We start from the raw sequence: 14,195 nt of genomic DNA, 5'->3' as shown, positions 1-14,195 counted from the left end.
GTGTAGATTATTTCACAAAAGTTTATTTTCCTTCAGGAACTTTTTTATAGCATTTTCCACATTCTTTTTTATAAAACTCTCCGACTTCTTTTGGGTTTCCGCTTTTTATTACTTCTCCTGCACATATTAAAGAGACCCTATCGGCATGTTCTGCTAACTCCTCTCTATGTGTTATTACCAATAAGGAACATCCTCTGTCTTTTAGATAATCAAAAACTCTCTTAATTTCGTCAAAAGAAACTATATCTATTCCACTATCTGGCTCATCTAATATTGCAAGATCTGGCTCCATGCAAACTATTGATGCCAATTCTATCCTTTTCCTTTCTCCACCACTCAATGTTTCATCAACGTATCTATCTAAATACTTATCTGGATCTAAGTTTACTAATTTTAATGCCTCTCTGATCTTTTTTTCCATAGTTTCTTTATCTTTTTTGTATGTTTCTTTCATTCCAAGTGTTAAATAATTTTTAACCTTTATCCCTTCAAATCTTGCAGGTTCTTGCCATGCTAAGGTCATTCCCATCCTTGCTCTTTCTGTAATGTTTTTTTCATTAATTCTCTCTCCTTTAAATATTATATTCCCCTTGCTTGGAGAATAGCCAGAAATTCCCATTAACGTATAAGCAAGTGTTGATTTTCCTGCTCCATTTGGCCCGATTATTGCATGAATTTCATTTTCTTTTACGTCTAAGTTTACCCCTTTCAAAATCTCTCTTTTTCCTCTACATACGTGTAAATTCTCGATTTTTAATAACATGGTGCTCACCAAAAACTATATATATCTCTATAATGTATGTTCATTAAAAGCGATATATTTTATAATGGATTTTCTGCATAAAAAGATTACCATCGCGTAGCGATAAAGTAAGAAAATAGATTATCAAAACAGCCAAAGAGACACCTGAAGATAAATTAATTCCAAATAAAACATTAAAAAATAAAAAATGTCTCTTTGGACTGGCGACCATCGAGAGGTGATAGAATGGCAAGAATGCACGCAAGAAAAAGAGGTCGCTCCGGTTCAAAGAGGCCTGTCAGGGAGGAAGTTCCTGAATGGGTCAATTATACACCGGAGCAGGTAGAAGAGTTAGTTATCGAGTTGGCTAAGAAAGGTTATCAATCAGCACAGATTGGTTTGATATTAAGAGACACGTACGGAATTCCAGATGTGAAGTTAATTACTGGAAAAAAGATAAGCAAGATAATGAAAGAAAATAACCTTTATCCAAAAATTCCAGAGGATCTTTTAAATTTAATGAGAAGAGCAGTTAATTTAAGAAAGCATTTAGAACAACATCCTAAGGATTTGCACTCAAAAAGAGGTTTACAGTTAATTGAATCAAAAATTAGAAGATTGGTTAAATATTACAAAGGAAGGGGAGTTCTACCTGCTGATTGGAGATACACGCCAGAAACTGCAAGATTGCTTGTTGAACAGGCATAATTTCTCTAAAATCTTTAATTTTTCTTTTTTATTTGTATTTTTATTATCCATATTCTCTTATGAGAGCATGTTTAAAGTGTAAATTGTTGTTTAATTTTTTATTTTAATTTTTTATTATTTCTTTGGGTTATCTAAAATTTTATAGAACCTGTTTTAATTTTTAAGTTGTTTATTAAGTTGTTCATTCTGATTTATCAATGATCTATGAACTTACTTAAAATTTCATCATAAAATTTTATCAAAGATTTGTAATTTTCTGATTAAAAAAATGTAAGGGATTGTTATGAAGAATAAAATTAAAATTAGGGATTTTTACATAACAATCGATAGGTGTTTAATTTATAAGAAGTATGGAATAATCTCAGATACACATATTGGATTTGATGTGCTTTTTGGAGAGGGTGGGGCTAATTTTCCCAATTTGCAAAAGGATGAGGTTGTGAAAAATGCTTTAAACATTATTGAAAAATATAAGATCAATACATTAGTGATTAATGGAGACATTAAACATAATTTTATGCCATATAAAAGAGAGATAGAATTTTTAAGGGAGTTTATCTCAATATTGAATGATTATGTAGATTTGATATTAATAAGAGGAAATCATGATTCTTCTCTTCCGTTGGATGTGGTTGATTATCTAAAACTTGGTAAATATTTAATTTTTCATGGAGATCGGATGTTAGATGATGATGTTATTAACAAAAGCGAATTTTTTATATTGGGCCATGAGCATCCTTCTGTTAAGCTTAGGGATGAAGTTGGGGCTGTTGTTAAATTTCCGATTTATTTAATTTATGAAAATAAAGATTTAAAGGATAATAATCTAAAAGGATATGTGGTATTACCTGCATTTAATCCCTTATCTCCGGGAAATGATCTGATTAACAATTCCCCTTCCTCAAAGATTATACGAACAGGTTATTTGGATGCGGAAGTTGTTGCAATAACTGAGATCGGCCTCCTTAACTTTGGAAAGATCAAAGAAATTCGAGAATTTTCTAAGTTTCTGTTGTAGAACTTTGTATTTTTATATCTTATTTCCTATTTTATTTATTTATTATTACTTTTTATTTGTTCCATTATTATTTTATTCTTTTAAGTAGTATGCCATGTCTTCTTCATTTAATATGATGCCTTTTTTCCATTTTACGAAGAGATAGTATTTGTCTTTTTTATCATCTGAAAGTTCTTTTTCAACCCTTTTAGCAATAATTCTTACTGGATTTTTTCCAATTCTTTCCTCAAAGTCCTTAAAGCTTTCAAATTTTTTTATTTCCCTCTCTTCTATTATTTTCCACATGTATTTTTTCTTAATCTCTGGAAGGAGTTCTAATGTATGTAATCGAGTAGTTATAGGAGGGCATTCATTGAAAAATCTTATAAATCTTTCTTCCTGCATTTTTACTGCTTCGCTTATACTGTATATTAACTCTGATTTTGCAGTTGATGTTAGTGTCTCATATTTTATCATTTTGATTACGTGATCTATCTTATCTCTTTTTCCTTTTCCTATGTAGACCCTTTCTCCTAATTCTATCTCTACATTTGGTTTTGGGCTCATTTCCATTAGTAGGAACTGATATTCTCCGAGTCCTTGGACTATTGGCTCATTTGGCTTATCAGTATAACCGTAGGGAAGGTAATCTAATACCCAAGCGTAGTTTTCAAATTTTTGCGGTTTATTTTTTTTAGGAAAGGAGATTCCTTCTTCATGTCTTTTTTTAGTTTTATATTGCCCTCTAACCATAAAATTTCACCCTTAATTTAAATCTACAAATTTAAGTGTTTAATAAAAAACTTAAATATATTTTCTAACTACATCTAAGATCTCTTCAGCATTTTCAGGTAGATCTCGCTTGTAGTATATTGCCCTCAGGTCGTCAATATCCTCAGGAAGTATATCTGCTATTTTAACTGCGGTTTTCTCATCAACTCCAAGAGATTTTAGCTCTTCAACCAATTTTTTTGCCTCGTCTGTATCTAATTTTGAAAACTTCTGTAAGTAATCTAATGCACATCCTTGCTCGTAGGATAACTCTCCGATTTTTGCTCTCTCATACATGATCTCGGATGCTTCTGATATGGTGATTATCCTCTCATCAATTATCTTTTTTCCGATCATTGTCTCCCTCTTAAATAAACATTTGATAAATTTATGCAAAAAGATCATTTGCCGATAACTCATATATATCTTTTGTAATAAAAACTTTTAGAAAAATTAAAATTAATATAAATTGATTACTAATTAACTTTAAAATAAAGATTTAACTGAAACAATATTAAATGAAAATTAAAATAATATTAATATAGAAATATAAAAATTAAAATAAGGATAGTTTAAGTGTTTGCTTTTTTTATTTTATATCCTATTATTATGTTTAAGCGGTTGGTTTTAAGTGTTGTGGATAGGCAATTATATTTTTATATTTTCCTCCATCTCTGATTTTGACAATAAATGCTCTTCCCTGTTTACCAACTACAACTCCTGTCCTTCCGTGGTATCTTGGATGAGGCATTCCCTTGTGAACAGATGGATCTATTACAATGTGAACATACTCCCCTTCTTTAAACTCTCTTAATGCTCTTGTTATTGGATACATTCCTCTTTCTCTTGGGTGTTTTGTTAATTTTTTTCTTGTTTTTCTTCTGAATCCTTCACTCATTTGAACCATATGCACTCACCTTTTTGAATAGAGTTTTTAAAAGTTTTTTAAATTTTCTATTTATATGCATTTCCGTTTTTGCAATTTTTAATCGATCTTTTCTAAAAGGTTATCATCATGTATTTTTAAAACATCTAACTCCTTACAGATGCAGTTCTTGTTTAATATGGATGAGACGGATGGGTTTGTTCTCCCATCATCTCCACTAATTAATTCTTTTATATACAATCCGCCATCGCAATATATGATCATCTCAAAATGAGTGTCATCTACTTTACTTGTTTTAACTTTATATACCTTACGGATTCTCTCTAAATCAGCTCTTCTGTGTAAAACCCTTTTCGGCGTTTTTTGATATATTGTTCTATTTTCAAGTTCTTTTTCGAGAAGTTTTAACTCCTCATCAGATATTTTTTCAGAACATTCAACCAATGCCCAGTATGTTTTTCTATGTGGAGTGTTTTTAAAGAAAACTTTATCTTTTCTAACTCCAAACTCTAAATTTAGAACTTCGACTCTCCCATCTTTATTGATCTCTTTTGCAATTTTTTCCAAATCAATTTTTCTTATTTTTGGTTCTTTGATCTCTAAAACAAAAGGCCTACCATCTCCTAACATCCTAACATCTATATCTTCTCTCCCAGCACCATGGAACTTTTCATCTATTCCTCCTGTTGCCTCTAAGAATGGTTTGGCAATGATCTCCTCTACCGATGTAGGGTATTTTTTGCCAGTATAGTTGCAGATCTCGCAACCTTTTCCTCTACACTTCCTACAAAGCCATCTTGTTTGTGGAATTCCCCTAACTAATTTTCTATATCTTCCTTTAATAAACAATGGATTGATCTGCAGGTAAATATCCTCGCTGTATGGGTTTATATGAATAACAATATCTGGATATTCTTTATCTGGAGATTTGTTTAATCTAAGTGCTAACATTTTACCAAATTCCCTTCCAAATTCCTGTTTTATACTTTCCATAAATTCTGTTTCAATTTCTTTTTCTAAGTCCTTGATCTCTTGTGGAAGATGGGTGCCAATTAAAAATGTTTCAAATTCGTAGTTTTTTAGAAGATTCTCTACTTTTTTTAGTAATTTTTCCATTTTCTCTTTATTAAATATGTCTCTACACCATGGGCAGACCTCTTTTTTTATATCTTCCTCTTTAATTTCATTTAACAACCTTGTCTTTTCAATTCCACTTTTTACTATGCATTTAAGAAATTTTAATTCCTCATCGTAGGATTTGTTTTCTTCTTTTGCTTTTTTTATTTGTGCTTCAAGTTCTAACAATTTAAAAAGTTTTAATGCCTCTCCTCTCTCAATATTTGTAGCGTGAAGTAGTTTTGCATACAATCTCCCAAAACATCTATTGCAGAGAGGATATTTTTTTAATATTTCATAATTTACAACATTCATGTTTTCCCTCTTTTACTGAATTGTGTTTGTTATTATTTTTAATTTTTTATTAATTTCATCTATTTTCAGGTTTATTTTTGTGTTTATTTGTATTTAATGGGATATTATATAAGAGTATACTCTAAACGCTACTAAGGATCCAGATATTAACATTGAGATTAAGGATATTGTTTTTATTTTCCCTGATGCTTCTTTAAAAACCGAGAGGTAGAGTAGAAAATACGCAATTAATGTTAAAAACATACTCATATCTACGAGAGTTTTTGCATTGAAGATGAGTAATAACATCACAAGTAGTGAATTTAGTAAAACACCTCTTGTGGGAATTCCTTTTTTTATTTTTGTAAAGATATTTGGAAAGATCCTATCTTTTCCCATTCCGTAGGGCATATATGATAAAGTGAATAGAACACTAAAAGCACAACTTGAAATTATAGTCAGCATTCCAACTAATAAGAAGAAGTTATGGCCAATTAATATTTTTAATATTTCATTTATATTGTCCGTGTTTACATTGAGAGAGATAACGGTGAGAGTAAATAGAAGGTAGAGTATCCCGATGATTAAAGTTCCTATTAAAAGCCCGTAAGCAATTGTTTTTTGATCTTTAAAGGCAGATAATGGCATTGTTATCCCTTCCCAACCTGTGGATGTCCAAAGACCGAAGTATACTGTCAAAATGGCAGTTTTTAAATTGAACGATCCTATATAGGTTAAATCAATTCCATTCTGAAATACTATATATAAAATTATGGATATTGTGAGAACACCAAATATCCTAACAAAATTACCAACGATCTTAATTCCTGCGAGAATTAACAGTGTTAAAACAATTATTAAATAAAATCCAACATGATGAACATTGAAATTAGTGTTAAAAACTATTTCAAAAAAAGATACAACTCCAGAAAGAGCGAAAACTCCTGATAACCATAAAATATAAGCCGAGAATGCCCCTATTTTTTTTCCAAGAATGTTCATTACAAACTTGTAGATGCCTCCACTCTCACTTATTTTGGTTGTTGCATATGCAAAGGGAGAAGCCATAATCAAAGATACAAAAATTAGTAAAATCCAACCCCATATGACTGATTTTCCAAATAACAGATATGTTAGTGGAGATAGAACAAAAATTCCTCCACCAACAATGGATGTTATTGTTAAAAATACTGCATCTTTGAGTGTTAGATGTCCCATAATTACACCTAATTATTTTATTTTTAATTAATTTATCTATTAATTGGTTCATCTAATTTATTAGTTATTATTTATTGATCATATAATTTAATAATAGCCAATTTGACATTGTTTTAATTTTAGGTTTATAATTTAATTTTTAGGAAGAGGTATTTACCCTCTTTTTAATTACAACAAAAAATAATATAAATAGAATAATAAAATATGGGAAGGAATAAAGATGAAGTTATAAAAAAGACAATAACAAATAAGAAAGGACTATGTTTATTACATTTCTTAAAAAAGATATAAAGTTGAATTAACATTAATTGAGGGATAATATGAAGATGCTATTAATCCACTCTGATTACTTAGAGTTTGAGGCAAAACAAAAAACCAAAATTGCAGAAGAAACTGAAAACTTAAAAGGCAGGTTAGATGAGTGTTTAGCATGCTTTATCGCAGTGGAGAGAGAGGATGAAAATAATCCAGAAGGATCTGTTATAGGAGCGGTTGAGGAGATTGAAAAGGTAGCTAATCAGTTAAAAGTAAATAATATCGTTATTTATCCTTATGCACATTTATCAAGCGACTTATCCTCTCCAGAAACAGCTATAAAGGTTTTAAAAGATATTGAAAGTATTTTAAAAGATAAGGGGTATAACGTTTTAAGAGCACCGTTTGGATGGTATAAAGCATTTAAAATTAGTTGTAAGGGACACCCTTTGAGTGAGTTATCAAGAAAGATTATAGCTAAGGAAGAGATGAAAGAGAAGGGAGAGGAGTCAAAATTTTATCTTTTAAATCCTGAAACAGAGGAGATAGTTGAATTGAACGAAGAAAATATAGATATAATTAAAGATGAAGAACTCTTAGCACTGGCTAAACATGAGTTGGGAATAAAAGAGCATAAAGAGCATGATGAACCACCACATGTAAAGTTTATCAAAGAAAAAGATATATGCAGTTATGAAGAGGCATCAGACCCCGGGCATTTTAGATGGTATCCAAAAGGTAAGTTAATTAGAGATCTATTGGCTGACTATGTCTATAACTTAGTTGTTGATATGGGAGCTATGCCAGTAGAGACACCAATTATGTATGATTTAGGAAATCCTGCTATTAGGGAGCATGCTGACAAATTTGGAGAGAGGCAGTATAGGTTTAGGCAGGGAAATAAAGAGTTAATGTTGAGATTTGCAGCATGTTTTGGACAGTTTATGATGAAAAAAGATATGTATTTGTTGCCAAGATATTTACCATTAAAACTCTATGAATTGTCAACTTACAGTTTTAGATATGAGCAGAGAGGAGAGTTAGTTGGGTTAAAAAGATTAAGATGCTTTACAATGCCAGATATGCATACTGTTTGCTTAGATTTAAAGCAAGCAATGGAAGAGTTTGAAAAACAATTTTGGGAATGTTTAAGAACAGGAGATGATTTGAATCTAAGCTATTCTGTAATTTTTAGATTCACAAAGGACTTCTTTGATGAACATAGGGACTGGTTTTTCAAGATAGCAAAAGAATATAAATCAAAAACTGGAAAAGACATTATATTGGAAATTTTACCAAAAAGAAAACACTACTGGGTTGGTAAGGTAGATATTGCTGTTATAGATAGTTTAGGAAGACCAATAGAGAATCCAACAGTTCAGATTGATGTAGAGAGTGCTAAAAGATTTAATATAAAGGTGCATACAAATGAAGGAGAAATTTATCCAATAATACTGCACTGCTCTCCAACTGGCTCAATCGAGAGGGTTTTATGCGGTTTGCTTGAAAAAGCTGCAATAGAAGCAGAAAGAGGAAACGCTCCAATGTTGCCTGTCTGGCTTTCTCCGATACAGGTTAGGGTAATTCCAATAGCTGAGAGGCATTATGACTATGCTTTAAAAGTTGCTGAGAAGTTGAAAGACAATAAAATTAGAGTTGATGTTGATGACAGGGAAGATAGTGTAAGTAAAAAGATTAGAAACGCGGGAAGGGATTGGATTCCATATGTAGTGGTTATTGGGGATGAAGAAATGGAATCAGATAAATTAACAGTAACTGTTAGAAAAAAATCAACACTAAAAAAACCTCACAAAGAAAAAATGAGCTTAGAGGAGTTAATAGAGTTAATACAAAAAGAAATAGAAGGTTATCCAATTAAGCCACTACCTCTTCCTATGTTATGTTCTTCACAGCCAAAATTCCATTAAACTGTAAATTTTTTACTTTTTTACTTTAACTATTTTTAACGAACTTTGGACAAAAACTATATAAACAGTGATCGATAAATAACAATCGATATATGATCACTATAAAAATAAATAAAAATAAATTATAATGAATATCAGTATAACCGTATCTTATAAAACCTTACAGTATGGAGTGCTATTTTAATTTATTTTTTGTTATTTTTAAAATAAATAGTAAATAATTTAAAGAACTTTTTTTACAATTATTTTGGGGGAGAATATGATAGTGAAGTGTCCAATTTGTGAAGGAACTGGAAAGAAAGTTGTTAGATATAAAACCTGCCCTGTTTGTGAAGGGACTGGATTTATAGATGAGTTTTCACCAAAGCAACATATGAAAAGAGTTTCTAAAAGAGCTAATTATGATCTTGATTATGGTGAAATTCCATGTCCAAAATGTAAAGGAACAGGGAAAATACCAATATATGAGAAATGCGATTTTTGTGGTGGAAGTGGAAAGGTTGTCAAATGTGATAAATGCGGAGCGATAATTGGAAAATACCCTGACTTTAAAGATAGGACATTATGTGATAAGTGTTTGAAAGAAGAGGAAGAAAGGAAAAAAGGACTTAGAAATGTGTATGTGTTTGATGAATTAGCCACAATCTATGATGTTGAGCCAGGGAAGTTTTATAAAGGAACTGTTACAAGAATTGAAAAATATGGTGCTTTTATCAACCTAAACGATCAAGTTAGAGGGCTTTTAAGGCCAAGAGATATGATAAGTTTACGACTTGAAAATTTGAATGTTGGTGATGAAATCATAGTTCAAGCAATGGATGTTAGACCAGAAAAAAGAGAAATTGACTTTAAATATATTCCATTATCTACATATGATTTGGTAGAATTTGAAAAAGAGGTTCCTTTAACTACAATAAAAGATATATCACAAAATTTAATCGAAATGAGAGATCAAGTGGTGCATTTAAGAGGAGAGGTTGTTCAAATAGTTCAGACACCGGGGCCTACGGTATTTACAATAACAGACGGAACCGACTTTGCTTGGGTAGCTGCTTTGGAGATAGCAGGTTTGAGAGCACATCCCGAAGTTAAGGTAGGAGATATTGTTGATGTTATTGGAAGAGTTACAATAAGGGACGGAAGATTGCAGATTGAGAGGATAAAGCTTCAAAAATTGGAAGGAGAGGAGGCAGAGGAAATCAGAAAAAAGATAGAAGAAGAGATCGATAGGAGAGCAGAGCCAGCAAAAGATATTCCATTTTTGGTTAAAAGTGAGGTTTTAGAGAAGTTAAGACCTAAAATGATAGATGTTGCTAAGAGAATTAGAAAAGCAGTTTTAGATGGAAGACCAATAATAATTAGGCATCATGCAGATACTGATGGTTATTGTGGAGGAATTGCATTAGAAAAAGCAATATTGCCAATAATTGATAAGTTTGCGATAGATGTAGATGCAATATGGCACTTCTTTAAAAGGAGACCATCAAAAGCTCCATTCTATGAATTAGAAGATGTAACGAAAGATTTAGTATTTTCCATAGAGGATGCGTTAAAATTTGGACAAAAACTGCCTTTAATTGTTTTAATTGATAATGGAAGTACCGATGAGGATGTTCCTGCTATATCAAAAGCAAAAGCTTACGGTATAGAGGTTATTGTTATAGATCATCACTTCCCTGGAGAAGTTGTAGATGGAAAGGTTGAAGTTGACGATTATGTAGATGCCCACGTAAACCCTTATTTGGTTGGAGGAGATAGCAACTTAACCGCTGGTGTTTTAGGAACTGAAATAGCGAGAATGATCAATCCAGAAGTTGAGGAGTTTATAAAACACATTCCTGGAATTGCTGTTGTTGGAGATCACGCAAAAGGAGATGAAGCAGATCAGTATGTTAAAATATCTATTGAAAGATTAAATGAACTTAGTAAGAAGTATGGTAAGGGAAGATCATACGATAGAGATTATTTAGAGAAAATAGCATTATGTATGGATTTTGAAGCGTTTTATTTGAGATTTATGGATGGTAAGGGTATAGTTGATGATATATTGGCAACAAATATCAACGAATTTGGAAGGCATGAAAACTTGATAGATATACTATATGAACAAGCAATGAAAATGGTTGAAAGACAGATGAGAGCTGTTATTCCAGCTTTAAAGACGGAGTTTTTAGAGAATGGGATTATATTAAACACTTTGGATGTTGAGAAATATGCCCACAAGTTCACGTTCCCAGCCCCAGGAAAAACAACGGGCTTTGCCCACGATTATATTGTTCAAAAGTATGGGGAAGATAAGCCAATTATAACCCTCTCCTACGGCCCTGACTTTGGAGTGGTTAGAGCAACAGACGCTGTTAATGAGATATATGACTTTAATCTGAATTTGATCGTTGAGCAATTAATGGAAGAAATTCCAGAGGCATCTTTGGATGGAGGAGGGCATGAGTGTGCAGGTAGCTTAAAATTCGTTGAAGGGTTGAGAGATAAAGTGATAGGAAGATTTATAGAGATTATTAAAAACATGAAACCAAAAGTTAAGACAATATAACTAAAACATCAACTAAAACATTATTTAGTTATAATTTATTTAATATAATTTATAAACTATCTTATTAAATTATTAAAATTTCTCAAACTTTTTTATAACCTCTTCAAGATCGATAACTCCGCGATGGATTGCAGTTCCTACTAAAACCCCATCTATTCCTAAATTGTAGCATTTTTCAATGTCTGTTATATCTCTTATTCCCCCTCCAACGTATATGGGATTTTTTCCTTTATTTAATTTCAATATCATATTTATCAACTTCATATTAATTCCTCTTCCAGTTCCTACTGACGATATATCTAATATTATTAAAGGAGTATCTTTTCTAACAAGGCCAAGCACTTCTTCCACAGTATAGTTTAAAAGTTTTCCATCCTTAAAATCTAAACTTACAATTATATTCTTCTCAGATATTAATTCTTTATCTATCAACGTTTCTGTTGCGATTATTGCCTTATCGTTTTTATTTAAATATTCTCTAACTCTCTCTAAATCCTCTCTTGTTTTTATTCCAGCATCAACAATTTTATTTATAAAATCGATATTTTTTATTAAATTGAAGTTATCTCCTTCTCCACATATCGCATCCAGATCAGCTATATATACCATCTCACTTCCCTTTTCTTTGTATGATTTTGCTAAACATATAGGATCCGATGTTTCACATATAACTGATTTTAATGGTTGATATTTGCTTCTCATTCCACTCTTTCCATGCACCGCTATATTTCCCTTTATATCTATAACCGGAATTATATGCATTCTCTTTTTTTCCATGATTTCACCAATTTTAATGATTGAATTAAATACTAAAAATTAAGTTTGGGAGAAAGTTTTTAAATGCTTTTTGTAAATATCTTTTAAGCATTTGTAGGTTTGGTGATTTTATGATAGAAGGGGTTAAATTGGAGAGAAATATATTAATAATTTGGATCACTACCTTTACGACGATGCTTGGGGTTGGATTTATTGCTCCAATACTTGCGGTCTATGCTAAAACATTGGGAGCTACCAATTTAGAGATTGGTTTGATATTTGGTTCTTTTGCATTTGCAAGAACACTCGCTCAAATTCCGATAGGTGTTTTATCCGACATTTATGGAAAGAAAATATTTATTGTTATGGGAACACTTTTTTATGGAATATTTACTTTGATGTATAGTTTTGTAGAAACTGTTTTGGGATTTTTGATAGTTAGGATATTTACAGGCGTTTTTTCGGCATTTGTAACTCCCGTGGCAGGATCTTACATTGCATCAATAGCTCCAAAGACAAGATTAGGAGAGTACATGGGGATATTTAATTCAGCAATAACTTTGGGTTTTGGAATAGGTCCTTTTATTGGAGGGGCTCTTGCTGATATTTATGGAATAAAAACTCCATTTTATTTTTGCGGTATTTTAGGAATTTTAGCAGCGATTATAAGTTATTTTAAATTGGAAGACATAAAATTTGGGAAAAAAGGGAACTTGAATGATTTAAATATCCAAAAACTATTTTCATTTGAGTTTTTAAAAGATAAAAAATTTTTTTATTCATTTATTGTAAATGTTTCTAACGTTATGATAAATGCAGGAATTTATGCATACCTGTCTCTCTATGCGATTAATTATGGAATTTCATTAGGACAGGTTGGGTTTATGATTGCATCTACAAACATTTTAATGGCAATATTTCAAAGAAAAGTTGGAAAACTATTTGACAAATTTGGTAGTGTTATGATTATATTTGGAGTCATGATAATCTCTCTTGGAATGTTTTCTCTTTCGAAATCTACGACATTTTTAAGTATGCTGATCTCTTTGACGATCGTGGCTATTGGTAGTTCGGCATCCTCCACATCTACTTTATCTTTAGCGGTTCGAGATATTCCTGTTCAGAGGAAAGGAGAAGCAATGGGTTTATTTACAACGAGTATGAATATTGGCATGTTTATAGGGGCTGTTTCTTTTGGATTTTTGGCAGATATTTTGGGAATTGCAAATATGTATAGGTTTTCAGCATTATTTTCACTGATTGTAGGATCTTTGGCTTATTTAAAAATAAGAAAATTATAAAAATAGAATTATAAATACCTTTCAACAAAGTATAAAAATATATAAAGATTAATATATTATTATAATCTTAATCAAGCCCTCATGTAATAAAAACACTTACATATGCAAATATATTGAATAACATATAAAAGTAAAAAATAAATATGAGAACAAAATATTTTTAAGGATGCATCACATTTATCATATAAGTTTGTCTTTTTTCTGATTTTAAATTTTCATCATCTTCAATATATTGTTTATTCTTAACAACGTGGATGGAGGAATAATCTTGAAGGTAACAAACCACATCTTGGTTCCAAAGCACGAGATCGTCCCAAAGGAAGAAGTAGATGAGATTTTAAAGAAGTATAATATAAAAATCCAGCAATTACCTAAAATATACGAAGACGATCCTGTAATACAGGAAATTGGGGCTAAGGAAGGTGATGTCATCAAGATAACAAGAAACAGTCCAACTGCTGGCCTTAGCATTGCTTATCGGCTCGTTATTAAAAGGATCGTTTAAGATATTAATTCGACTAACTCTTAAATGTTTCTCTGTGAAGTTTAGATTATTTAGTTGGTTATTTAGTTAGTATAGTCGGAATAATGAATAATTAAGATTTAATAACCTAAGTTAATATTCTAAATTAAAATTCAAAATTCGAAGTAATATCACAATGCATTTGATGT

General features: G+C 31.1%; 13 protein-coding genes. 6 read left to right on the top strand and 7 right to left on the bottom strand.

What is annotated here, in order from left to right; genetic code table 11:
- Nucleotides 1-22 precede the first annotated feature (22 nt).
- A complete protein-coding gene (locus tag METVU_RS07620; protein WP_015733621.1) occupies nucleotides 23-763 on the bottom strand; it encodes an ABC transporter ATP-binding protein in 741 nt (246 codons plus the stop codon).
- Between the two features lie 225 nt (nucleotides 764-988).
- On the opposite strand from METVU_RS07620, the gene METVU_RS07615 reads away from it, so the two are divergent.
- Together METVU_RS07615 and METVU_RS07610 are read left to right on the top strand one after the other, a co-directional pair.
- Nucleotides 989-1,450 (top strand): 30S ribosomal protein S15, encoded by a 462-nt coding sequence (locus METVU_RS07615; RefSeq protein WP_015733620.1) that lies wholly within the window; start codon nucleotides 989-991, stop codon nucleotides 1,448-1,450.
- Nucleotides 1,451-1,733: 283 nt separating this feature from the next.
- A complete protein-coding gene (locus tag METVU_RS07610; protein WP_015733619.1) occupies nucleotides 1,734-2,468 on the top strand; it encodes a metallophosphoesterase in 735 nt (244 codons plus the stop codon).
- A 72-nt stretch (nucleotides 2,469-2,540) separates the two neighbouring features.
- Here the strand turns inward: METVU_RS07610 and METVU_RS07605 are convergent, their stop codons facing one another.
- The 5 genes from METVU_RS07605 to METVU_RS07585 all read right to left on the bottom strand — a co-directional run bounded on the left by METVU_RS07605 (nucleotide 2,541) and on the right by METVU_RS07585 (nucleotide 6,732).
- Nucleotides 2,541-3,200 (bottom strand): DUF655 domain-containing protein, encoded by a 660-nt coding sequence (locus tag METVU_RS07605; protein ID WP_015733618.1) that lies wholly within the window; start codon nucleotides 3,198-3,200, stop codon nucleotides 2,541-2,543.
- A gap of 51 nt (nucleotides 3,201-3,251) precedes the next feature.
- Nucleotides 3,252-3,575 (bottom strand): RNA polymerase Rpb4 family protein, encoded by a 324-nt coding sequence (locus tag METVU_RS07600; RefSeq protein ID WP_015733617.1) that lies wholly within the window; start codon nucleotides 3,573-3,575, stop codon nucleotides 3,252-3,254.
- Between the two features lie 256 nt (nucleotides 3,576-3,831).
- Nucleotides 3,832-4,125 (bottom strand): 50S ribosomal protein L21e, encoded by a 294-nt coding sequence (locus METVU_RS07595; protein WP_015733616.1) that lies wholly within the window; start codon nucleotides 4,123-4,125, stop codon nucleotides 3,832-3,834.
- Nucleotides 4,126-4,203: 78 nt separating this feature from the next.
- The gene (locus METVU_RS07590) at nucleotides 4,204-5,535 is read right to left on the bottom strand and encodes a tRNA pseudouridine(54/55) synthase Pus10 (RefSeq protein ID WP_015733615.1); all 1,332 of its coding nucleotides are present in this window, start codon (nucleotides 5,533-5,535) and stop codon (nucleotides 4,204-4,206) included.
- Nucleotides 5,536-5,628: 93 nt separating this feature from the next.
- Nucleotides 5,629-6,732, bottom strand: coding sequence for an APC family permease (locus METVU_RS07585; protein WP_015733614.1), 1,104 nt, complete (start codon nucleotides 6,730-6,732; stop codon nucleotides 5,629-5,631).
- Nucleotides 6,733-7,052: 320 nt separating this feature from the next.
- On the opposite strand from METVU_RS07585, the gene METVU_RS07580 reads away from it, so the two are divergent.
- Complete coding sequence (locus METVU_RS07580) at nucleotides 7,053-8,915, top strand: threonine--tRNA ligase (protein ID WP_015733613.1); 1,863 nt, start codon at nucleotides 7,053-7,055, stop codon at nucleotides 8,913-8,915.
- A 259-nt stretch (nucleotides 8,916-9,174) separates the two neighbouring features.
- A complete protein-coding gene (locus METVU_RS07575) occupies nucleotides 9,175-11,466 on the top strand; it encodes a DHH family phosphoesterase (protein ID WP_015733612.1) in 2,292 nt (763 codons plus the stop codon).
- Nucleotides 11,467-11,538: 72 nt separating this feature from the next.
- Here the strand turns inward: METVU_RS07575 and METVU_RS07570 are convergent, their stop codons facing one another.
- Entirely contained in the window at nucleotides 11,539-12,228 is a 690-nt protein-coding gene (locus METVU_RS07570) for a HisA/HisF family protein (RefSeq protein WP_015733611.1), read from the bottom strand.
- Between the two features lie 125 nt (nucleotides 12,229-12,353).
- Here METVU_RS07570 and METVU_RS07565 point away from each other — a divergent pair, with 125 nt between their 5' ends.
- Complete coding sequence (locus METVU_RS07565) at nucleotides 12,354-13,523, top strand: MFS transporter (RefSeq protein ID WP_015733610.1); 1,170 nt, start codon at nucleotides 12,354-12,356, stop codon at nucleotides 13,521-13,523.
- Between the two features lie 268 nt (nucleotides 13,524-13,791).
- Nucleotides 13,792-14,028 (top strand): DNA-directed RNA polymerase subunit H, encoded by a 237-nt coding sequence (locus tag METVU_RS07560; RefSeq protein WP_048196932.1) that lies wholly within the window; start codon nucleotides 13,792-13,794, stop codon nucleotides 14,026-14,028.
- Nucleotides 14,029-14,195 lie beyond the last annotated feature (167 nt).

This window comes from Methanocaldococcus vulcanius M7 (assembly GCF_000024625.1).
GTDB classification, from domain to species: Archaea; AGJL01; Methanococci; order Methanococcales; family Methanocaldococcaceae; genus Methanocaldococcus; species Methanocaldococcus vulcanius.
The sequence above is the reverse complement of the archived record's forward strand: the minus strand, read 5'-3'. Positions and strand labels throughout refer to the sequence as shown.

What these genes read in the sequence shown, in the direction of transcription:
- METVU_RS07620 (WP_015733621.1), bottom strand. Translation starts at nt 763, where the DNA reads ATGTTATTAAAAATCGAGAATTTACACGTATGTAGAGGAAAAAGAGAG.
- METVU_RS07615 (WP_015733620.1), top strand. Translation starts at nt 989, where the DNA reads ATGGCAAGAATGCACGCAAGAAAAAGAGGTCGCTCCGGTTCAAAGAGG.
- METVU_RS07610 (WP_015733619.1), top strand. Translation starts at nt 1,734, where the DNA reads ATGAAGAATAAAATTAAAATTAGGGATTTTTACATAACAATCGATAGG.
- METVU_RS07605 (WP_015733618.1), bottom strand. Translation starts at nt 3,200, where the DNA reads ATGGTTAGAGGGCAATATAAAACTAAAAAAAGACATGAAGAAGGAATC.
- METVU_RS07600 (WP_015733617.1), bottom strand. Translation starts at nt 3,575, where the DNA reads ATGATCGGAAAAAAGATAATTGATGAGAGGATAATCACCATATCAGAA.
- METVU_RS07595 (WP_015733616.1), bottom strand. Translation starts at nt 4,125, where the DNA reads ATGGTTCAAATGAGTGAAGGATTCAGAAGAAAAACAAGAAAAAAATTA.
- METVU_RS07590 (WP_015733615.1), bottom strand. Translation starts at nt 5,535, where the DNA reads ATGAATGTTGTAAATTATGAAATATTAAAAAAATATCCTCTCTGCAAT.
- METVU_RS07585 (WP_015733614.1), bottom strand. Translation starts at nt 6,732, where the DNA reads ATGGGACATCTAACACTCAAAGATGCAGTATTTTTAACAATAACATCC.
- METVU_RS07580 (WP_015733613.1), top strand. Translation starts at nt 7,053, where the DNA reads ATGAAGATGCTATTAATCCACTCTGATTACTTAGAGTTTGAGGCAAAA.
- METVU_RS07575 (WP_015733612.1), top strand. Translation starts at nt 9,175, where the DNA reads ATGATAGTGAAGTGTCCAATTTGTGAAGGAACTGGAAAGAAAGTTGTT.
- METVU_RS07570 (WP_015733611.1), bottom strand. Translation starts at nt 12,228, where the DNA reads ATGCATATAATTCCGGTTATAGATATAAAGGGAAATATAGCGGTGCAT.
- METVU_RS07565 (WP_015733610.1), top strand. Translation starts at nt 12,354, where the DNA reads ATGATAGAAGGGGTTAAATTGGAGAGAAATATATTAATAATTTGGATC.